At 43.2% G+C, this 21,922-nt stretch carries 15 protein-coding genes; 3 read left to right on the top strand and 12 right to left on the bottom strand.

Annotated elements, in window-relative coordinates; genetic code table 11:
* Positions 1-43: 43 nt before the first annotated feature.
* From BMW86_RS11605 to BMW86_RS11590, 4 genes are all read right to left on the bottom strand, one after another.
* Positions 44-1,570 (bottom strand): SusD/RagB family nutrient-binding outer membrane lipoprotein, encoded by a 1,527-nt coding sequence (locus BMW86_RS11605; RefSeq protein ID WP_089781934.1) that lies wholly within the window; start codon positions 1,568-1,570, stop codon positions 44-46.
* Between the two features lie 29 nt (positions 1,571-1,599).
* The gene (locus BMW86_RS11600; protein WP_089781933.1) at positions 1,600-4,872 is read right to left on the bottom strand and encodes a SusC/RagA family TonB-linked outer membrane protein; all 3,273 of its coding nucleotides are present in this window, start codon (positions 4,870-4,872) and stop codon (positions 1,600-1,602) included.
* A 98-nt stretch (positions 4,873-4,970) separates the two neighbouring features.
* Positions 4,971-5,975, bottom strand: a complete 1,005-nt coding sequence (locus tag BMW86_RS11595) for an NAD(P)H-dependent glycerol-3-phosphate dehydrogenase (protein ID WP_089781932.1) — start codon at positions 5,973-5,975, stop codon at positions 4,971-4,973.
* 112 nt (positions 5,976-6,087) lie between these two features.
* Entirely contained in the window at positions 6,088-6,363 is a 276-nt protein-coding gene (locus BMW86_RS11590; protein WP_089781931.1) for a hypothetical protein, read from the bottom strand.
* Positions 6,364-6,624: 261 nt separating this feature from the next.
* Between BMW86_RS11590 and BMW86_RS11585 the strand changes: the two genes are divergently transcribed.
* A complete protein-coding gene (locus BMW86_RS11585) occupies positions 6,625-7,134 on the top strand; it encodes an RNA polymerase sigma factor (protein WP_177189229.1) in 510 nt (169 codons plus the stop codon).
* Positions 7,135-7,310: 176 nt separating this feature from the next.
* Here the strand turns inward: BMW86_RS11585 and BMW86_RS11580 are convergent, their stop codons facing one another.
* From BMW86_RS11580 to BMW86_RS11545, 8 genes are all read right to left on the bottom strand, one after another.
* Positions 7,311-8,684: an efflux RND transporter periplasmic adaptor subunit gene (locus BMW86_RS11580; protein ID WP_089781929.1), complete on the bottom strand. Its 1,374-nt coding sequence runs from the start codon at positions 8,682-8,684 to the stop codon at positions 7,311-7,313.
* Between the two features lie 28 nt (positions 8,685-8,712).
* On the bottom strand, positions 8,713-10,083 hold the full coding sequence (locus BMW86_RS11575; RefSeq protein WP_177189228.1) for a TolC family protein: 1,371 nt from the start codon (positions 10,081-10,083) through the stop codon (positions 8,713-8,715).
* Between the two features lie 179 nt (positions 10,084-10,262).
* Positions 10,263-10,925, bottom strand: coding sequence for an ABC transporter ATP-binding protein (locus tag BMW86_RS11570; protein WP_089781927.1), 663 nt, complete (start codon positions 10,923-10,925; stop codon positions 10,263-10,265).
* A 4-nt stretch (positions 10,926-10,929) separates the two neighbouring features.
* Positions 10,930-13,341 (bottom strand): ABC transporter permease, encoded by a 2,412-nt coding sequence (locus BMW86_RS11565; protein ID WP_089781926.1) that lies wholly within the window; start codon positions 13,339-13,341, stop codon positions 10,930-10,932.
* Between the two features lie 107 nt (positions 13,342-13,448).
* On the bottom strand, positions 13,449-15,851 hold the full coding sequence (locus tag BMW86_RS11560; protein ID WP_089781925.1) for an ABC transporter permease: 2,403 nt from the start codon (positions 15,849-15,851) through the stop codon (positions 13,449-13,451).
* Between the two features lie 7 nt (positions 15,852-15,858).
* Positions 15,859-18,222: an ABC transporter permease gene (locus BMW86_RS11555; protein WP_089781924.1), complete on the bottom strand. Its 2,364-nt coding sequence runs from the start codon at positions 18,220-18,222 to the stop codon at positions 15,859-15,861.
* A 25-nt stretch (positions 18,223-18,247) separates the two neighbouring features.
* Positions 18,248-18,937, bottom strand: a complete 690-nt coding sequence (locus BMW86_RS11550; protein ID WP_089781923.1) for an ABC transporter ATP-binding protein — start codon at positions 18,935-18,937, stop codon at positions 18,248-18,250.
* A 96-nt stretch (positions 18,938-19,033) separates the two neighbouring features.
* Positions 19,034-20,281 carry an efflux RND transporter periplasmic adaptor subunit gene (locus tag BMW86_RS11545; RefSeq protein ID WP_089781922.1) on the bottom strand — a complete coding sequence of 416 codons (1,248 nt, stop codon included), beginning with the start codon at positions 20,279-20,281 and terminating at the stop codon, positions 19,034-19,036.
* A 17-nt stretch (positions 20,282-20,298) separates the two neighbouring features.
* Between BMW86_RS11545 and BMW86_RS32500 the strand changes: the two genes are divergently transcribed.
* A complete protein-coding gene (locus BMW86_RS32500; protein WP_143056557.1) occupies positions 20,299-20,559 on the top strand; it encodes a hypothetical protein in 261 nt (86 codons plus the stop codon).
* 9 nt (positions 20,560-20,568) lie between these two features.
* On the top strand, positions 20,569-21,921 hold the full coding sequence (locus BMW86_RS11540) for a sigma-54-dependent transcriptional regulator (RefSeq protein WP_089781921.1): 1,353 nt from the start codon (positions 20,569-20,571) through the stop codon (positions 21,919-21,921).
* The last annotated feature ends 1 nt before the right edge of the window (position 21,922 follow it).

Below are 21,922 nucleotides of genomic sequence, written 5' to 3'. Positions count from 1 at the left end.
AAAAAAGAAAGCTCCTCACGGAGCTTTCTTTTTTAGAATAATATTACTTTATCAACCAGGGTTTCGTATTCAGATTATCTACTCCTTGTCTTGCAACAGCAGCAGCTCTGTTAACTCCATTCAGTGATTGTTCCTTCAATGGATAAATAAATCTTACAGGTACTTTACCATCGTTCAGGTTAGATGGACCAGGTACTATTTCCGGCATACCGGTACGGCGCCAGTCGAACCATGCTTCCAGTCCGTTAAAATAATACGCTATCCACTTTTGCAAAGCAATCTTCGCCAGTCTCTCACTTTTATCTCCGCTGTAAACTACACCCGTCTGTGTAAGATAACCTGCCGGCATGCTTACATCAATACCATATGCGGAAGGAACAATTGCTTTCCAGTAATCAAAATTGGCCACCACCCCATTTGTATAATAGGTCTCGGCAGTTTCATTAGTGATCAGTCCCATTTCAGTCGCTTCTGCCAGTGAAAACTCCAGTTCTGCATAAGTCATCAGTAATCCTCTTGCTGCTGCAGGATCCGGCGCAGCCTCTCCCTGATCATTACACACCAGGCAGGCAAAAGTATAACCTATCCTGGAAACGCCCTGTACTCCACCGTTATAAGCCAGTGCATCTACGTCGCTCAGTCCATTGGGGATGCCTGCTATTACAGGTGTACCTGCTGCTACAGACTTCTGTGTAGGGCGGCCAAATACTTTTAACCGTGGATCACCCAAAGCGGTTAAGCGATCGCTGAGTGTTTTACTCACACGGAACTCATCAAAGGAACCTACACGGCTACCATATAACGGCCACTGATTAGGTGCAGCAGACTGGTATTCCAGTTCTGCATTATCACTGTTGTTTTCAAAAATGGGGTTGTTCATGCGGTCGCTCACAATAGCTTCCATTGCAGCGCTTACATCTTTCTTTTTAGACATACGCAGCAGGTAGCGGATACGCAATGAATTGGCCAGCTTACGCCAGTGAATAATGGAAGAAGCACCACCACCATAAAGGATATCTCCATCCAGGTTGATAGTACTACCTGTAGCCAATATCTTGTTGGCCTTTTCCAGATCCGCCAGTATGCCTGTATAAATATCTTCCTGTTTGTCATATACCGGCTGATACAAACCTTCCAGCTTGGCTTTGCCAGCCTCGGAATACGGGATGTCTCCATATGCATCTGTTACCTGTGCAAACATCCACGACTTCAATATCAGCGACACGCCATAATAAGGATTGGTTTCATCAGTTCCTACAGCAGCAAAAATATTCTGCAGGTTACGATAATTATTATACACATCGTCCCATACACTGTTTTGCTCTCCCCACAGATAACGGTCCTCATTCACAAACTGGATCTTTGCATGATGCTGCACAACGATATTACCAATACCCCAGGCAGTATTCACTTGTCTGTTCATCATATTACGGATCACACCACTCAGCAACAGATCCGGTGTTACATTGGTAGGATTATTTTCATCTGTATTCGTTCCACTGAAATCGCGGGTACAGGCAGACAAAAGTCCGGCTATCAGAACAAACGTTATTATATTAAGTAGTTTCATTTTTTCTCTTTTTTAAACGTAAGGACTCATCATAATTTGAAGCTCAGGTTCACACCATAACTGCGGGAGCTGGGTAAACTCATATACTCTATACCAGGTAATGCAGTACCACCGGAATAAGACATCGTCTCCGGATCCACATGCGGAACATGATCCCATAAAAGCAGGTTACGTCCTACCAGAGAAACACTTAATCCTTTAATCAGTCGCTTCCCAAAAACACCCGGAATACTATAGCCTATCTGCAATTCACGCAGCTTCACAAAAGAGGCATTGTACATTACGCCTTCCGCAATACTACGGCCACCTGTCCAGGCGCTGTGCCATTCACGTACAGCTACCTTGGTAGTATTGGTACTGAAACTGCCATCTCCGTTTTGTACAGCTCCTGTACCTATCACGCCATTACCCGGTTTGCTCATATCATATCCATCTGCGCGTCCTTCCAGCGTTTCTTTTATAATACCACCTTCACGTCCTACTGTTTGTGTATGAGAATATAATTTACCTCCCTGACGGATATCAAACAGGAAACTCAATCTTACTCCCTTATAACTAAAGTTGTTACCAATACCCATCAGCCAGTCAGGGTTATAATTACCCAATTTTATTTTTTCTGTAGTAGCTATAGGGCGGCCATTCGCAGCAAATACCATTTGTCCAACATACTTACCTGATTTATCATAATAAGCAGCTGCCGGATCTGTATTTTGTACCCTCGCAAAACCAATTCCGTATAAATCCCCCATGCGCTCACCTACCCTTGCTTCCACACTTACACTACGATCAGCCATCACATAATTATCCAGGCCATCACTCAGCTCTATTACTTTACTGCGGTTTGCAGAGAAGTTCACATATGCGCTCCAGGTGAAATGTTTTTTCTGGATAGGAGTTACGTTCAGCATTACTTCCACGCCACTGTTCCTGATAGATCCTGCATTGATCACACGGGTTTCATAACCACTGGTATTGGAAAGAGGAATATTGAGGATCTGGTTTTTAGTATTACTCTGATAATAAGTAATATCAATGCCTGCACGATTATTTAAAAAACGCAGATCTGTTCCGAATTCATAAGCAGAACTTATTTCCGGTTTCAGGTTAAGATTGGAAAGTCGACTGGTTTCTCCATAAACCTGTGATGCACCGTAAGGATCGCTTCTGTTATAGGTTTGCGTAAATGCAAAAGGATCGGTATCATTACCTACCTGTGCAAAACTGGCTCTCACTTTTGCAAAGCTGATAGCAGCAGGCAGTTTTATCATATCACTGATAACAGCACTTAATGCTATGGAAGAATAGAAATAAGAATTCTTCTCTGTACCCAATGATTTCAGGGCTTCCGGTAAAGTCAATGCACTGCTGCGATCATTACGGCCTGTAACATCCAGGAACAGTTTATTATCATAAGACACCCCGGCAGAACCATAGAAGCTGTTAATACGTTTCCCTACATTATTCTGATTAGCTACCAGTGCAATGCGCGAGTTTGTCAATCTATAAATGTCCGGTATATTCAGCTGCCCTGCAGTTGACTCGTTAAAGCGGGAAGTCTGGCGCATCTGGTTACCACCCAGTGTAGCATTCACAGAAAACTTAGTATTGATTTCTTTATCTGCAGCAAACAGGAAGTCTGTATTACGTTCTTCATTGATGATATTTACTTCACGGTATTCACCATAAGGGTAACGCTGTGTGCTGAATGCACGGCGATATTCCCTGCGTTCACTACTCCAGTCTGTAGCAGACCGCAGCTGTACATTTAACCAGCTGCTAATATCATATCTCAGGATCACGTTCCCTATCAGACGATCATAATACTGTCCGTTCGTATTTTGATAAACGTTCATATAGGGGTTATCATGATAATTGTAGTTCCAGTTATACTGTTGTTTGTTGTCTAAACCCTTTTGCCACAGACGACGCAGGTCACTCACTTTTACAGATGATGGCAACCAGCAGTTAAACAGATACATAATACTTTCTGTACCATAACTGATAGAAGGACGGTTGCCACTTTCACTTTTGATATAAGACACGTAAGATTTAACAGAGAACTTAGGAGTGAGATTGTAACTACCGGAGAAAGTAGTGGTATTCCTTTTTAGATCAGTATTAGGCACCATTCCTTTCTGATCCAGGTTGGTGTAACTTACACGCAGATCTCCTTTATCATTACCACCGGTAATCGCCACATTATTAGTAAATGTGCGGCCTGTTTCAAGGAAGTTTTTCAGATTATCTTTATCAGCTTCCCATTTGGTGGGAGTAATAACACTACCTGCCGGTGCATTCATATCACCACCTGTATATGGTATAGCTGTTCCGTTTAATGTACGGGGAGAATTAAACTGAGGAAACAATTGTCCTTTATACGCGGGGCCCCAGCCTTCATCTGTACCATCAGACAAACCGCTGCCAGCACCATTTACAAAAGCAAAATCTCCGCCACTGCTGTTTCCCTGTCCATATACTTTCTGGTATTCAGGTAATTTAAGCGGTGTTTCCAGTGTAAAGTTGCTGTTCACATCAATACCTAACCCCTGTTGTTTCCTACCGGATTTGGTCTTGAACATCACAACCCCATTAGCAGCCCTTGAACCATATAATGCAGCTGCGGCAGCACCTTTCAGCACTGTCATACTTTTTATATCATCAGGATTGATAAAGCTGGCCCCATTCCCGAAATCCACTTCCTGGTTATTACCGCCTGAACCACTATTAATAGCATTACTGATAGGTACTCCGTCAACCACATACAGTGGCTGATTCTTATTCAGATCGACTGAACGTTCTCCACGGATTGACACCCTGGAAGAGCCTCCCACACCAGACGGACTGCTCACCACCGTTACACCGGCAACTTTACCGGCCAACTGATTCACTATATTCGTTTCACGGGCAGTAGTAAGTTCATCCCCTTTCATTTCTTGCAGGGCATAACCCAGCTTTTTTCTCTCTTTTTTAATACCCAATGCAGTAACCACTACTTCACCCAGCCCTTTTGTATCTATGGCCAGTGAAATAACTGCAGCCTGTGAAGCGGGCACCTGTAGTGTAGCAAAACCGATATTACTGATGATGAGTACATCACTGTTCTCTGCAGCCACTGTAAAGGATCCGTTAGTATCAGTAACCGTCTTTTTAGTAGTACCCTTTACCTGGATAGTTGCTCCTGGTAGGGGTTGTTTATCATCGCCGGACAATACTTTGCCGCTAATGGACTGAGCCATCGCTGCAAATGAAAATAAAAACAGGAAAACGCCTGTAGCCAGGCCTTTGAGGCATAAGTTGTGCATAGCAGAATACAGATTGATTTATAGGTTACTTTGATTCTGCTGCGAAGATTACAAACTTACTTTATGCCCGTTTTAACAGAAGGTTAACAGTTGGTTAATTATAAAAATCCTTTCTCCAGTGCAAGGAAGGCTTCTCTCGAATTCAGTTGTTCCCACAGTATAGTATACACGGCCTGTGCCACCGGCATATAAGCACCTACTTCCCGGTTCATTTCAAACAGGCATTTACTGGCATAATAACCTTCTGCTATCATGCTCAGCTCCAGTTGTGCGGCCTTTACACTATATCCTTTACCGATCATATTACCGAAGGTACGGTTACGGCTATGCAAAGAATAACAGGTTACCAGCAGGTCTCCCAGATAAGCGCTGGCATTGTAATTATGTTCTGTACCGGCTTCAATATGTTCCTGCCCGTAGGTTTCGAGGAACTGTTGCATTTCCCGGAAGCAGTTGGTAATATAAACACTCAGGAAATTATCGCCGTATTCCAGGCCATGTGCAATACCTGCACCTAATGCATAAATATTCTTTAATACAGCCGCCAGTTGCACACCTATTACATCCCTGTTAACAATGGTTTGCAGATAGCTGTTGCCAAACATGTTGGCGATCTCCTGGGCAGGTTCTTCCTGTAATCCTGAAAATGTAAGGTAAGAGAGCTTTTCATTGGCTACTTCTTCCGCATGACAAGGCCCTGTTATAGTGAAATACCTTTCCAATGGAAGGTCAAACATATTAAACAGATATTCATTGATCAGGAGGTTATTGCCGGGGACCAGCCCCTTGATAGCATTCACAACTTTCTTCCCGTTCAATGCACCGGGAGGTAACAACAGCATCACTTCTTCCAGGAACGCAGAGGGTACGGCCAGTACCAGCAAATCGCTGGCGGCTACTACCTCTTCCAGGTTGCTGCTTAACTGTACCAGGTTAGTATCAAAATATACAGAGGTTAGATAATGCTTGTTATGATGACGCTGCTGCATATACCGGATCGTGTCTTCATTCCTGATCCACCACATGATCTGTTCCCCGTTATCCGTTAGTATTTTAGCTAATGCTGTAGCCCAACTGCCGCTGCCTATAATGCCTGCTTTCAAGTATCTCTTTTTCTTGCAAAGTAAGGAATTTTACCATGCTGCACACCGAACCAGAAGTAATAACGTTAAAAGCAGCGGGAGTTACAGAGACTTCTGCTGCTTTTAAACTATATTATTTTTCAGCGTCAGGTGTTGCAGCAACTGCAGCTTTCTTAGTAGATACTTTCGTTTTCTTTGCAGCCTTCTTCTTTGCCGCTACAACCGGTTTCTTTGTTTTGTCCAATCCCTTGCTCAACAATTTCGCAGCTTTCTTAATCCTGTTTTTGAATTTACTTTCCCCCAGTTCTTTTTTCAGATCAACTAAGAGAAGATTCAACTTTTCTTCTATTGTATTGCGGGCATCTTTACGGGAAGATTTAGCTGCCTTTGGAGCATTTGTAGTAGCCATAATATTAATGAGAGTGGTTTAATGTGATAACATAAAATTAATGGTAATTTAACACAGGACAATGTTAAGTTTTGTAAAAACGCCTCTAACAGACTATTAAACAATGATTTAAGTAAATATTAAATATAAAAACCTGTTATATCATGTTGCCCCGTATTTGTAATTGATTAAGCAAGCATGTTAAGCCTGTATGATGCTTTAATCCACCCTGTTTTTTCACCTTTTCCAACCCCTAACTTTAAGGCCCATTGTAGTATCCTTATGCCTATTCAGAAACCCGATGGATTTGAAGCCATCTTTACCTTGTACCGGGAAGCGTTATACCAGTATACTTTCCGTATTTTATTAAATGATGCCGATGCCCAGGATATAATACAGGAGCTGTTTACAGACCTCTGGGAAAAACGCGGCTCACTGCAGATCCACACACATATCCGTATTTATCTTTTCAACGCTGTGAGAAAACTGATCCTTCGCAAATTCAGGGATGGTGAACTGAAAGAAAAACATCCGGAGATGTTCGTATTAAACGGAGATCCATATTACGAACTAACACTTAGTACGATTATTCATGAAAACATACTCTCCCTTTTGCAGGAAGATCTGCAACACCTGCCTGAAAAAGAAAGGCAGGTATTTACCTGGTATCATATCGATGAACTGAGTATAAGGGAGATAACCATCCGTAAGGGTACGACTGAACAAACCGTCCGGAACCAGTTAAATAATGCTTACCGGAAAGCCCAGGGCATCATCAGTAAACTGATATAAAAGAACCGGCCCGGCAATGCCGGGCCGGTATATTCACTGTCCTATACATCTATAACAGTTGTAGAAACAGGTAATAGATGTTATAACATACATGCAAATACCCTACCAGCATTTACGAAAAGAGCTACCTGCTGATCAGCAGGTAGCTCTTTTATATTTAGCTTGCCATATGTCTCTTACTTCTTCGCGGTACCTTCAAACAGCTCTTTCTTCTGTACAATGATCACCTTTTTCTTCTCATCCAGGTCTTTAGACACTGCGGAATAAGGTGCACTGATCACCTCATCACCCGGCTTCAATCCGGAAAGCACTTCAATATTAATATCATCCTGCACCCCTGTTTTTACTTCCACCATCTTCACTGTCTTATCCGGCTGTAATACAAAAACAACTTCCTTGGTCACTTTGTTTTCTGTTTCAGCAACAGATCCGTCATTTGTTGTTTTCTTAGCCTCTCCAACCTTTCTTCCGGAACCGGTACTGTCCACCACTTCCCTGGTAGTAACTGCATTGATAGGTACAGCCAGCACATTATTTTTTCTGTGCGTTTGTATATCCACACTGGCACTCATGCCCGGGCGGAAAGGAAAATTCTTTGGATTTTTAGGATCAAGAAGGTCCTGATAGCTTTCCTGCAGAATGCGGATATGCACTATATAGCTGGTTACCTGTTCCGCAGAAGAAGTAGAGCTGGAACTGGCAGTAGCAGATCCTTTACTGGAGCTGGCTATCTGCGTTACAATCCCTTTAAACTTACGGTTATTATAGGCATCTACTTCCACTACAGCCGTATCATTATATTTTACACGGGGAATATCATTTTCTCCAACATCCACCTGTACTTCCATCACATTCAGGTCTGCAATACGCATGATCTCTGTACCTGTCATCTGACCGGTACCCACTACCCTTTCACCTCTTTTAACCGGCAGCAGGGATACCACTCCGTTCATAGGAGAAGAGATAGTAGTACGAAGCAGGTTCGTATTCGCTTCTGTTAATCCCGCTTTGGCATTCTGCACAGCAAATCTGTTACTGTTCACCAGTTCTGCGGCGGCATTATAATCTGCCAGGGCAGCACGGTAAGTACCTTCAGCAGTTTCAAACTCACTGCGGGATACCACTTTTTGTGCCAGCAGCTCTTTATTACGTTCGTAAGCAGCTTTATTTTGTTCCAGACGGGCTTTGTAAGAATTGAGCGCCGCTGCCGTATTGGCCAGTTGTGCCTGGGCCTGACTGAGAGACGCATTCGCTTTATCTCTTACAGAACCATAAACATCCGCATAAATGCGTACCAGTACCTGTCCCTTTTGTACAGAATCCCCTTCCAGCACAGGCAGCTCTACTATTTCACCGGAAACGTCAGAGCTTACCTTCACTTCTGTTTCAGGATATATCTTCCCACTGGCAGACACCACCTCTATAATATTCTTTTCGGCGGCTTTGTCAACGGCCACCCTGATTCCCTCTTTTTTGTTGGCTTTAAGAGCGAATCCTACAATAATTATTACCAGGAGAATTCCTAATATCCAGAAAAGTGTTTTTTTCATACAGGTTAATTTCTATGGGTAGGAGCAGCTACAAAGTGATCTTCTGATCCCTGTAAAACTCCAGCAGCTTCATTTTAAATATATAATCATATTGGGCCGATACTTTATCTACCTGCGCCTTAAATAAGTTACTTTGAGTTGTAATATAATCAATCGTATTCATCAATCCCAGATCAAACCTTTTAGTGGCAAAATCATAGGCTCTCTGGGATGCTACTACCCCTTTTGAAGAAGCAGAAAATTTCTGAATGGCAGCTACTGCATTCGCATGGGCAGTATAAATATCCTGCCGAAGCTGCTGATTGTCTTTGTCACGTACAAGCTGCTGATTGGTAATGTTTAATTTTGCTTTCTGCACATTGGTACGTGCCTGCCAGCCATTAAGGATAGGTACATTTAGTGATAATCCTATTACCTGTTTGAAGTTATTACTTACCTGATCACTCAGGGAGATTGTTTTCGGCTCAGTTTGTCCTGTCGGTATATACTTAGCGCTGCTGGCATAGAAGCTATTCAGGTTGCCGGATGCTGTTAATTTTGGGTATAGCTGTCCTTTGTAAGATGCATAGGACCGTTCCATTGACCTGATCAGCAATTCATCTGCCTTAATCAGCGGATTGGAATTTAATGCAGCACTATATACCATCTCAGGGTCTACTTCATCCAGACGCGGCAACGGAATATCTGCAATCTTTTCAGGAATTTCCGGTACATATGGCACTTCAAATCCAAGGTTCAGCAGTGCCTTCATTTGTAAAACAGAAAGGATTACCTGGTTTTGTGCTGTTACCAGTGTAACGCTGTCACTCGCCAGTTTGGACTCAAGGTCTGCCTGGTTACTTTCAGGAACAGAACCGGCAATTACCAGCTTCTTGGTGTTTTCCAGCTGGGAAGTAGTCAGCTTTACCTGTAGCTCACTGATATGCACCTGTTCATTATTCAGCAGGATTTGCAGAAACGCGCTGGCAATGTTAAATGCCACATCATTCCTTGCCTTCTCCAGCAAACGGTCCTGAGCCTGTGCCTGATATTTATTGGATGCGATGAGATTCTGCTGGGAAAACCAGTTGAAAATGGTGGCTCCGGAAGAAAGACCTGCGCTTGAAGAAAAATAACTCTGGGTGATATAGGCATTGTTGCTGGGATCAATACTACGACCGGAGCTATAACTCCCGTCAACCCCCACATTCACAGTAGGGATCTGGGATAACTGACTTTGCCTGAAAGTCAGATTGGCTAAACGTTTTTGTACGTCCTGTTGCTTGATCGTTATATTATTAGCCAGTGCATAATCTACAGAACGTTGCAGGCTCCAGGTATCCTGTGCCTTTACGGTAACTACGTTAGCAAACAATAAACAAAGTGCCAGGACAAATCCGGGCTTTTTGGATAATTTCATGACATTCCAAAAATATAATAATTGTAATGATAACATAAACATTTTCTTTAAGAAAGGCGAAAAATAATATCGGGGATATGCTACTGGTTTTTAAGTTTAAGGTTTGATCACTACGGATGAGCCATTACACCCGTATTAATCAAACCTCAAACTTAATTCATCAAACCGGTAAATTGAAATTATGCGATTTTCCCGTCCCGGATCTGTATAATTCTGTGACCGTACGTTGCGTTTAACTCGGAGTGAGTTACCTGTATAATCGTAATCTTATCCTTCTCATTCAGGTGCTTGAAAAGTTCCATGATTTCCTTTGCCTGGTCGGAATGCAGGTTACCGGTAGGTTCATCTGCCAGTATCACACGGGGTTCAGCCACAATAGCACGGGCAATACCTACCAGCTGCTGCTGACCGCCAGATAACTGACTCGGGAATAAATCTTTCTTGGCAACAATGTTAAACCTATCCAGTACATCCGCCACACGACTTTTGCGTTCAGCAGAGGGTATATTTTTATACAACAGCGGTGTTTCTATATTCTCATATACCGTCAGTTCATCAATCAGGTGATAAGCCTGAAAAACAAAACCGATAGTCCCCCTGTGCAACTGTGTGCGTTTCTTCTCATTCATCTTAAACACCGACTCCCCCTCAAAAAGATATTCCCCCTGGGACGGCTCTTCCAGTAATCCCAGCACATGCAGCAAAGTGGATTTACCTGAACCGGAAGGCCCCATGATAGACACAAATTCTCCTTCAAATATAGTCAGGTCGATATCTCTTAATATTTCATTCTTCCCAAATCCTACCGGATAATGCTTTGAGATGTGTTTGAGTTGTATCATTTTATTATTCTGTTTTTAGAGATTTTACCGGGTTCATTAATGCCGCCCGTATAGATTGAAAACTGATGGTAAAAAAAGCAATGATCACAGCAACTATACCGGATAATACGAATGTCCACCACTGAATATGGATCCTGTAGGCAAACTCCTGCAGCCAGGTGTTCATTAAATACCAGGCTACCGGTGTGGCTATCAGGATAGCCACCGCTACCAGCTTAAGGAAATCTACGGAGATCAGTGTAACAATACTGGCTGCAGATGCCCCCAGTATTTTACGTACCCCTATTTCCTTATTCCGCTGTGCAATCACCAGCACTGCTACCGCAAACAATCCCATACAGGAGATAATGATAGCCAGTACCGCACTGCTGATAATAATACTCGCCAGCCTGGACTCTGTTCTGTACATACGGTTCGTATTGTCATCCAGGAAGGTTCCCTGGAAAGTTCCCTGCGGATTAATTTCCTTCCAGACCTTTTCTATCATTGCCATAGATCCCGGAAGATCTGCAGGCTGTACTTTGATGAAAATATAAGAAGCCTGTAAAGCAGGAATCAGTTGCATCGTTAAAGGTTCAATATCCTGGTGTAATGATTTAAAATTAAAATCTTTTACAACACCAACTATCTTCACCGGATGCGCATCGCCCCATGACAGCTCCTTCCCTATCGGGTCCTTCTCTCCCAGCTGTAATGCCATCTTTTCATTAATAATAACCACTCCGGAATCTGCATAGTTTTTAGTAAACTCCCTTCCGGAAACTAATTGCAGGTCCAGTGTTTTTACATAATCATAACTCACTTCCTGCATAGCCATTTTAACCCCACGCCCCTTATAGTCAAAACCAATATGCCAGTTAGACTCTGATCCGTCCAACCCCTTCCCCAGATTCATAATGGAAGCGCTCACACTCAATACACGCGGATTGTCAGCCAAACGGCTACGCAACGATTCCAATGCCTGTGCCGCATTCACATTACCGTTCACCGGTAAACTGATTACCTGATGCTGGTTATATCCCAGGGGGCGGGAACGCAGATATTGCAATTGCTGCCACAGAACAAGGGTACAACTGATCAGTAATACCGCTACAATAAACTGTACAATAATAAGTGTATTCCGCATAAAACTGCTTTTCCCCAAACGCAGCTTACCCTTCAGCACTTCCACTATATTAAACCCTGATATCAGCCAGGCGGGATACCCTCCTGCCATTACAGTTACAAAAAGGAAAATCGATATCACTCCGCTTATTACACGCACATCTCTCAATATGTTCAGTGTAAAATGATATTTAAACATAGCATTAAACCAGGGTAATAATAATCCCGCCAGTACAATACTCATCAGCAGTGCAATACAGCAGATGATAAATGCCTCACTCCAGAACTGGAATATCAGTTGCCCCCGCAATGCACCCAGCGCCTTTCTCAGTCCTATCTCTCCGGCACGTGTAAAAGAACGGCCCATAGACAGGTTAATAAAATTAATGGCCGCAATAGATACGATCATAAAGGCCATAATCACCAGCATCCAGGGATAAAACCGGCTGATAGCATTTCCTATGTTGCTGATTTCATTAAAATGAATGTCCCGCAATGGAATAGTATGGAGAGATAACACCTCACCGTCTTTATCAGGAGTTGCTCCATCCCTTATCTGGTCTTTTATACGGCCCGGGTAATATTTATGCACAACAGTTCTGCTCTGCTTTTCAAACGCGGCTGCCGATGCATTCTTTTGCAGCTGAATAAATGTACGATAAGATTCATTGGTCCAGGAATCCGGCTCATCAAGCATCTGTATTACATTCTCGAAACTGGTCAGTATTTCAAAATCAAAACTGGAACTCCCGGGTACATCAGCCATTATACCAGCCACTGTATACGACCTTAACTTATTATCCATTTTAATCTGCACAATCTTTCCTATCGCATTTCCATCATTAAAAAGATTATGCGCTGTCTTTTCCGTGAGTAATATCTGGTCTGCTCTGCGTAAGGCATTCACGTCTCCCTTTAGTACGGGGAAATTGAACATGGATAAAAAAGAAGGGTCTACAAATCTCACCAGCAGGTCCATACTCCGCTCTCCGTATTGCACATTTTCTTCTTCTCCGGCATAACGTGTCACCTGTTGCACAGCAGCACACTCCTTTTGTAATACAGGAGCCAGTGGTACTGCCTCACTTGACGATGGAAGCGACTTCCCGCCTGGTACACGTTCTTCTGTATATATCTGGAATAAACGATCACTATCCTTATGAAAATTATCGTATGACCATTCGTGATAAGCGGCTATTCCCAACAATAATGCAGCACAGAATGCCACTGTCATCCCCGTGATATTCACGGCAGCAAACACCTTTTGCCTTCCCAGGTTACGCCAGGCTATCTTTAAATAATTGCGGAACATATGTAAAATATTATGCTAATTACTCTAAAATTCGTAACTTAAAAGTGTGGGCTGGTGGATACCAGCCCCAGTATCATCTTTCACTTGTCATTTTAAAACGTAACATCTTATTCTGTTTTCAACGAGCGGACTGGATTCATCAACGCCGCTTTTACCGATTGAAAACTTATAGTCAGCAATGCTATAAATATCGAAACAATACCCGCCATCAACAACATCCACCACTCTACATTAATGCGGTAAGCAAAATTCTCCAGCCATTTGCTCATAACGAACCAGGCCAGTGGAGTAGCCAGCACAATAGCTACACCAATCAGTTTCATAAAGTCTTTGGATAACAGGGCAGTAATACCCATTACAGAAGCACCCAGTACTTTGCGGATACCGATCTCCTTCATACGCTGACGCGATATCAGGATAGATAATCCAAACAATCCCATACAGGCAATGAAAATAGACAACATGGAAAAGATGCCAAATAATTTCGCCACTCTTCCGGCCTCCACATACTGTTTAGCCAGATCATCTGCCACAAAGGAAGTTTCAAACGGATAAGCAGGAACCAGATCTTTCCACAGCTTCTGCATTTCCGCCATCTGTTTAGGTACATCTCCCGGATTTAACCGGACATTAATCACATTACACCTTTCCGCCGGAGCTACAAAACAAATAGCAGGAGATACCGGTACCACTAACGTCTGGTAATTAAAATCTTTTACAACACCAATGATCTCTCCTTTGCGTATCGTCCAGCCAGGCTCCCACTTGATAATAGTTCCTACCGGATCTTTCAGCCCCATAGCCTTTACAAAGGCCTGGTTAACAATAAATGTATTGGTGCTGTCTGTAGAAAAAACAGGAGAGAAATCCCGTCCTTTCAGCAGCTTAATATCCATCGTTTTCAACAGGTCAAAGTCTCCCGTAATAATGCTGGTGGTAACAGATTTATCATCTGTATCTCCATCCTTTACTACCGGATTTATAGAGTTACTGATACCCATCGCCATATTTGACAGCGTTACACTCTTTACATTATGAGACCTGAGCAATTCTGTCTTTAACACAGAAGCAACTTTCCCGGTTTCTTTATAATTCAGATAAATATTTACCAGACGATCTTTATCAAATCCAAGATCTTTATGTTGCCAGTAGCGAAGCTGTGCTTCTGTGACAATGGTAGCAATGATCAATACGACCGTTACAAAAAACTGTGCGATCACCAACCCCTTACGCATCCATATCCTGCTACCGGAAGATTTAAAGTTCCCTTTCAGCACGGCTATCGGCAAAAATCCGGATAAATAAAATGCAGGATAACTGCCTGCTATTACACCTACCAGTAAGGCTACTACAAATAATCCACCCAGCATAGGTAACTGTTGCCAGCCAAACAGGTACAGGCTCTTATCTGCAAATGCATTGAAGAACGGTAATATCAGTAATGCCAGCAATATGGAAATGATGAAAGATAATATACTCAATAAGATAGATTCTGACAGGAACTGAGCTATCAGCGTTTTACGCGCACCACCCATCACTTTGCGCAAGCCTACTTCCAGGGCTCTTTCATTTGCCCTCGCAGTAACCAGGTTCATAAAATTGAAACAGGCTATCAGCAGAATAAAAGCAGCAATGATCATGTAGAAATAAATGAGTTTTGATTGAGCGCTCTTATCATTTTCTCCATGTGGTCGCAGATGCGTATGTAATAATGGCTGCAACTCATATGCAAATTCTAACCCTAAACTTTTCGCAATTTTGTCAATGTGCCTGGCCTTTAGCTTTACCAACTCCCTGTTGGCTCTTCTTATATCAGCATGTTCGGTCAACTGCACATAGGTAGTTGTATTGTTAAAGAAGAACCATGCATCATCGAACTTATTCCCCGCTGCTTCTTCCATCTGTTTGTAAGTAGCAAAAGAGATGATCACATCATGTTTTACTTCAGAGTTCTGCGGCATGTCTTTAGCCACACCACTTATCTGGCAGTCAAACTTGGTGCTGACTCTCATTATCTTTCCTACCGGATCTTCTGATCCGAAATATTTTTTAGCGATCTTTTCTGTGATCACCATTGTATAAGGCGCTTGCAAAACTTTAGCAGGATCACCTTCCTTTAAAGGGAAACTGAACATTTTGAAATAGTCCACATCCGCATACACTACATCTTCTATTATCTGTTTATCCTTATAGGAAAGTAATGTACGTCCATCATCCTGTATACGTACTGTAGTTTTAACATCTCCCAGCTCTGCCTTTAATGCAGGCCCTGCGGGCAACTGTGAACCACCAAAAAAGTCGCGGTCATTATCTTTTACAATAGCGCTGTTTAGCCGGTAAAGGCTCTTCGCATTCACATGAAAAGTATCATAACTGCGCTCATCTTTTACAAACAGAATGATGAGTATACAGCAGGCCATTCCGATTGATAATCCGGCAATATTAATTGCTGTGATTACTTTCTGCTGACGCAGGTGACGAATAGCTATTTTTAAATAATGTTTCAGCATATAGGATCTATTCTGATTTGAGTGATTTTACGGGATTTAACAAAGCAGCTTTTATAGCCTGGAAACTAACAGTAAACAACGCTATCAACACAGCAAGACTGCCCGCCATTACAAATACCTTCCAGTCAATACCAATTCTGTAAGCGTAATCTTCCAGCCATTTATGCATGGCCAGCCAGGCAATAGGAATAGATAACAGAATAGCAATAAAGACCGTCTTCAGGAAATCAGAAGATAGCAGTGTAACTATATTTGTAACAGAAGCACCCAATACCTTACGGATACCGATCTCCTTCACTCTTTGTGTAGTAGCAAAAGTGGCCAGTCCGAAAAGCCCAAGACAGCTGATAAAGATGGCGATAAAGGCAAAGTAATTAAACAGGCGGCCGGTACGCTGGTCTGTACGATATATTCTGTCAAGTCCTTCATCCAGGAAAGAATATTCAAAAGGATGATCCCCGTTATAACGTGCATATATTTTCGCAGCAGCATCTATAGCCTTTTGCGCATCTTTACCACTGGTTTTCACGTACATCCTGTAACCGGTTGGCACATTGGTTCCACCACCATAATAGAACACCAGTGGTGCGATCTTTTCATGCAATGATGCAAAGTGAAAATCCTTTACCACACCAATAATAATCCCGTCATTCTGCCACAATTTGAACCGTTTACCAACCGCATCCTTCATACCCATCATCTTCGCAGCCGTTTCATTAACGATATAATGTCCTGAATCTGCTTTAGAATCGGTAAAATTAACGCCACTGACCAGCTTGAAATTCATGACTTCAAGAAATGCCTTGTTAATACCTGCCACATGAACTATCATAGACTGATCATGTGTTTCCTCATCCCAATGAGTATCACCTGTACTATTATCTATATTCAGTAAGTCCTGGGTGGCACCGGCCACCCCATGTATACCAGCTATAGCGGACATTTCCTGCGCTACACTGCTAAAATGTGGTTCTGCATCTCCAAGGTTAAACTGGAATATATTTTCTTTATCATAACCTAATGCCTTTGACCGGATATACTGCAACTGCTGACCAACAATCAGCGTACTGATGATCAGTACTGTGGCAATCACAAACTGTAATATCACCAGCGCCTTACGGAAAGAAATATTACTTCTGCCAAGTGTGATACGGCCTTTTAATGTTTTTAAAGGGTCAAAAGATGATAACAGTATTGCGGGATAAATTCCCGCTACGAGTAGTGTTAGTAACATAGCCATGCCTATGGCTATGATCATCTGCATATTATTTACACTTAAAGAAAGATGCTTGTCAGTAAGATCATTGTAGAATGGAATAACCACCAGCATAATCAACACTGCTAATGCTAATGCCATTACAAATACCAGCGCAGATTCCCACAGGAATTGCAGGAATAACTGTCGGCGTGCTGCGCCCACCATCTTCCGGATACCGATTTCACCTGCCCGCTGCATAGCCCTGGCAGTAGAAAGATTCACATAATTTACACAGGCGATCAGCAATATTACAATAGCCACTATCAGGAAAATGCGCACTATTTTAATACCACCTTCACTCTGATCGGAGTTATACAAATGCACATCATACAAAGGCTGTACATTATACTGCACTTTTGTATCATATTTACTTCCGGGACGCAATAATGCAAGCTGTTGTCCAACTTTGTCCGGCCGGGTACCCGGAGCCAGTTGAAGATAAGTAGAATAGTAAAAATCTCCCCAGTCATCATTTAATGTCTTCCAGTGATCTCCCGGGGTGAAGTTTTTTGTAAGAATATCAAAGGGAAAAAGAAAATCATAATGAATACTTGAATTCAGCGGAAAATCTTCCATTACTCCACTGACCATATAATTATCCTTTTTGTTCGCTTGTATCACTTTGCCCACAGCCTCTTCAGTGCCAAAATATCTTTTAGCTGCGCTACGGGTAATCACAATCGATTGATTATTGGAAAACGGGTTTCCCTTTAGCATAGGAAAGCTAAACATCGTGAAGAAGCCGGGATCTACATAAGCGGCTTTAACATCATAAAAATCTTTATTACCATAGGTATATTGACCAATATCATATGCGTCGTTCATCCTTACACCACCCTCTACTCCGGCAATATTCTTTACAGCAACAGGTACAATAGGAGCAGGCATCGCACCCCATGTCTGCACATCAGTACCTGATTTAAACGTTACGCTTAACTTATAAATACTCGCACCATTCTTATGAAACCTGTCAAAACTCAATTCATCCTGCACCCATATCAGTAATAAAATGCCCACAGCAAGCCCCAATGCCAGTCCGCCGATATTAATCCCGCTATACAGCTTATGCCGGCGGATGTTGCGCCAACCGATACGCAGATAATTACTGATCATGATTACTCATTTTAAATTGACATTTCTAAATATGGAACTGCTCCTTGATATTCTCAGTGACTACTCTACCATCAAACAGGTTAATTACACGATGCGCAAAACCGGCATCATAAGGACTATGTGTTACCATGATCATGGTAGTTCCCGCTTCATTTAATTCCTGTAACAGCTTCATTACTTCTTCTCCATTGGTAGAATCCAGGTTACCGGTAGGCTCATCCGCCAGTATCATTTTAGGTTTGGCAACTACGGCACGGGCAATCGCCACACGCTGTTGCTGACCACCGGATAACTGCTGCGGGAAGTGATTACGGCGATGCATGATATTCATACGTTCCAGTACTGCTTCTACTTTTTCCTTACGCTCACTGGCAGGCACCTTCAGGTATAACAACGGTAACTCCACATTTTCAAAAACGGTCAGTTCATCAATGAGGTTAAAACTCTGGAATACGAACCCTATAGATCCTTTCCTTAACTGCGCACGCTGACGCTCACTCATGCGGGCTACTTCATGATCCCAGAAATGGTATTCCCCTCCACTTGGATTATCCAGTAATCCCAGGATGTTCAGTAAAGTAGACTTTCCACAACCGGAAGGTCCCATGATAGCTACAAACTCCCCGTCTTTCACTTCCATGTTAATGCCATTCAGGGCTGAAGTTTCAATCTCTTCCGTGGTAAAGATCTTTTGCAGATTTACGGTACGTATCATTGATTTGAGTTTAATAAATTTAATGTATGATGCTGGCCTTCGCGCACCTTCGTCCGTGGACGAAGGATGGGCGACAGGACTAAAACAACTGTAACTTTAGAATACTAAAACTTCTTTATCCCCGAAGTTCTCATAAGAGGAAGTGATAACCTGCTCACCTTCCTGCAAACCTTCCAGCACTTCAAAGAACTGAGGGTTTTTCTGACCCAGAGAGATCGTACGTTTCACTGCACGTTTGCCACTCTTATCTACCACATACACCCAGTTTCCGCCTGTATCGGAGAAGAACCCGCCTACAGGAAGCAATATCGCTGATGAAGACTTGCCCAGTTCCAGACGGATAGGAGAAGACTGCCCCCTACGGATACCATCCGGTGTTTCACCTTCAAATTTCAGGTCCACATTAAAACGGGCATTCTTTATCTCAGGATAAACCTTTATAGCAACTAACCCATAGGTCTTATTGTTGAACTCAAACGAGGCTTTCAATCCCGCAAATACACGGGAAACATAATGCTCATCTATCTCTGCCCGCATCTTAAACCCATTCAAATCATCTATCTGACCAATATTCTGACCAGCTGTGATGCTTCCTCCCACTTCTGCATCTACAGAAGATAACTGCCCATCACTTGGCGCTCTTAACACCAGGTTGTTCAGGTTCTCTTTCATCATCTGCAGATTACGCTGTGTGCGGGCAATGGTAGATTCCAGGCGTTCTATCTGTATAGCTGCATTTTCCATCTGAAACTGCTGACTTTGTACTTCAATCTGTTTCTGCTTTACAAGCCGTTCGTAATCAATCTTGTACTTCACATAGTCCTGACGGGCTACGATCTTCTCGTCTACCAGTTGTTTGTTACGGTCGTACAGGTCTTTTGCCTGGTCTATCTGGTAATCCAGGGTGGCAATAGTCTGCTGCATAGTGAACTTATTCTGTTTCAGCGACTGCCTGGTATTCTGCAGTTCATTGATCAAACGGTAAATCTCCGTTTCATGGTTTACAAAGTCCATCATCAGGTTCTGGTTTTCCAGTCGCAGAATGCTGTCTCCCTTTTTCACATTACTACCCCCTTCCAGGTATTTCTGACTCACATATCCTCCTACTATCGCATCCAGGCGGATGGTCTTCAGCGGAAGTACAACTGCTGTTACAGCTATATACTGATCAAAAGTGCCTTTTGTAACTGTAGATATCGAGATCTTGTCTTTCTCCACGTTCAGCTTGGAACGGTGATCGGCAAATATGAGGTTATACCCAAGCAGCAATGCCACCAGCACTCCTCCACCAATCAGTGAAATCCGTTTCTTAGACCAATACTTTTTTTCTATTTTCTTGTCCATAGGTTATATTAATAACTTTGCTTCTCTGGTTAGGCAACCCGCATGCCAAAGCACGAAAACAGCCACCACAAAGGAATTACAAGGATTACCCTCCATTTAAAACGTCCTGTACCGCACACCGCACGTCCATTTCCGGACACTTCTCCCTGCACCAATATCCGTTAGCAGAAAACCGAAATCTTTTTATAATATTGCCTGTGGCCGCATTCACTACCACCACAAACATCTGCTGCCCGTCAGGAACGTTGTTTGCAGCTACCGTTACAAATTATATATAAGAAGTTGTTATGACCACACAGTTGCCAGGAAAAATTTTGATTGTAGATGACGATATGGACGTGCTTCGTGCCGCCCGCCTGTTACTGAAAAGGCATTTCGGACAGGTGGACTTTGAACGCAATCCCCAGAAGATCCCCTACCTCGTGTCCAACTTTGAATACGATGTGATCCTGCTGGATATGAACTTTACCCGCGACCTTAACACCGGTAAGGAAGGCTTCGAATGGCTGGACCGTATCCTGGACCTGCAACCAACAGCTGCTGTAGTCATGTTCACCGCCTATGGCGATGTGGAAATGGCCGTACGTGCTATCAAAGCCGGAGCAGCCGACTTTGTACTGAAACCCTGGGAAAATGAAAAGTTGCTGGCAACCATGCAGGCTGCTTATAACAAAAAGAACAGGACCCAGGAGAAACAGGCAGCCCCTGCCGCACAAACACAAGCATCTTCTTCCATTATAGGCAGCAGTCCTGCCATGTTACACGTTCTCGATACCGCGCAGCGGGTAGCGGCTACAGATGCCAATATCCTCATCCTGGGAGAGAATGGTACCGGTAAGGATATGCTGGCCCGTCACATTCACCAGCTGTCGCACCGTACCGCACATCCTTTTGTAAGTGTAGACCTGGGGGCCATCAGCGAAACGCTTTTCGAAAGCGAATTGTTCGGCCATGTGAAAGGCGCCTTTACAGATGCCCGTGACGACCGTTCCGGCCGCTTTGAAGAAGCCAGTGGCGGCAGCATTTTCCTGGATGAAATCGGGAATATCTCCCTCCCCTTCCAGGCGAAACTGCTCACCGTACTGCAAAACCGGGCCGTTACAAAAGTAGGCAGCAATAAGGCCATTCCCCTGGATGTACGCCTCATCTGCGCTACCAACCGTAACATAGAACAGATGGCAGCACAACATCTCTTCCGTCAGGATTTACTGTATCGCATCAATACGATCGAAATACAACTGCCCCCTCTGCGTGAACGTGTGGAAGATATCATTCCACTGGCAGAACATTTCCTGCAATTATACCGCGAACGATACAAACGCTCCGCTACCAGTCTCCACGAATCACTGGTATTGCAGTTACAGCAATACGAATGGCCGGGTAATATCCGTGAACTGCAGCATGCCATGGAAAGAGCGGTCATCCTTTCACAGGGAAAAGTACTGATGCCTAAAGATGTATTCGTAAAAACCCCTGCACAGGATCAGCAGCTCAATACCGGTTACAACCTGGAAGAGATGGAACGTAATATCATCACCCAGGCCATGAAGAAAGTAAACGGTAATATCACTGAGGCCGCCAAAGAACTTGGACTCAGCAGAGCCGCACTATACAGAAGACTGGAAAAATACAATATATAGC

The sequence above is a fragment of the Chitinophaga sp. YR573 genome (assembly GCF_900110995.1).
Classification (GTDB): domain Bacteria; phylum Bacteroidota; class Bacteroidia; order Chitinophagales; family Chitinophagaceae; genus Chitinophaga.
The sequence above is the reverse complement of the archived record's forward strand: the minus strand, read 5'-3'. Positions and strand labels throughout refer to the sequence as shown.

What these genes read in the sequence shown, in the direction of transcription:
- BMW86_RS11560 (WP_089781925.1), bottom strand. Translation starts at nt 15,851, where the DNA reads ATGCTGAAACATTATTTAAAAATAGCTATTCGTCACCTGCGTCAGCAG.
- BMW86_RS11555 (WP_089781924.1), bottom strand. Translation starts at nt 18,222, where the DNA reads ATGATCAGTAATTATCTGCGTATCGGTTGGCGCAACATCCGCCGGCAT.
- BMW86_RS11585 (WP_177189229.1), top strand. Translation starts at nt 6,625, where the DNA reads ATGCCTATTCAGAAACCCGATGGATTTGAAGCCATCTTTACCTTGTAC.
- BMW86_RS11565 (WP_089781926.1), bottom strand. Translation starts at nt 13,341, where the DNA reads ATGTTCCGCAATTATTTAAAGATAGCCTGGCGTAACCTGGGAAGGCAA.
- BMW86_RS11575 (WP_177189228.1), bottom strand. Translation starts at nt 10,083, where the DNA reads ATGAAATTATCCAAAAAGCCCGGATTTGTCCTGGCACTTTGTTTATTG.
- BMW86_RS11545 (WP_089781922.1), bottom strand. Translation starts at nt 20,281, where the DNA reads ATGGACAAGAAAATAGAAAAAAAGTATTGGTCTAAGAAACGGATTTCA.
- BMW86_RS11540 (WP_089781921.1), top strand. Translation starts at nt 20,569, where the DNA reads ATGACCACACAGTTGCCAGGAAAAATTTTGATTGTAGATGACGATATG.
- BMW86_RS11550 (WP_089781923.1), bottom strand. Translation starts at nt 18,937, where the DNA reads ATGATACGTACCGTAAATCTGCAAAAGATCTTTACCACGGAAGAGATT.
- BMW86_RS11605 (WP_089781934.1), bottom strand. Translation starts at nt 1,570, where the DNA reads ATGAAACTACTTAATATAATAACGTTTGTTCTGATAGCCGGACTTTTG.
- BMW86_RS11570 (WP_089781927.1), bottom strand. Translation starts at nt 10,925, where the DNA reads ATGATACAACTCAAACACATCTCAAAGCATTATCCGGTAGGATTTGGG.
- BMW86_RS11580 (WP_089781929.1), bottom strand. Translation starts at nt 8,684, where the DNA reads ATGAAAAAAACACTTTTCTGGATATTAGGAATTCTCCTGGTAATAATT.
- BMW86_RS11600 (WP_089781933.1), bottom strand. Translation starts at nt 4,872, where the DNA reads ATGCACAACTTATGCCTCAAAGGCCTGGCTACAGGCGTTTTCCTGTTT.
- BMW86_RS11590 (WP_089781931.1), bottom strand. Translation starts at nt 6,363, where the DNA reads ATGGCTACTACAAATGCTCCAAAGGCAGCTAAATCTTCCCGTAAAGAT.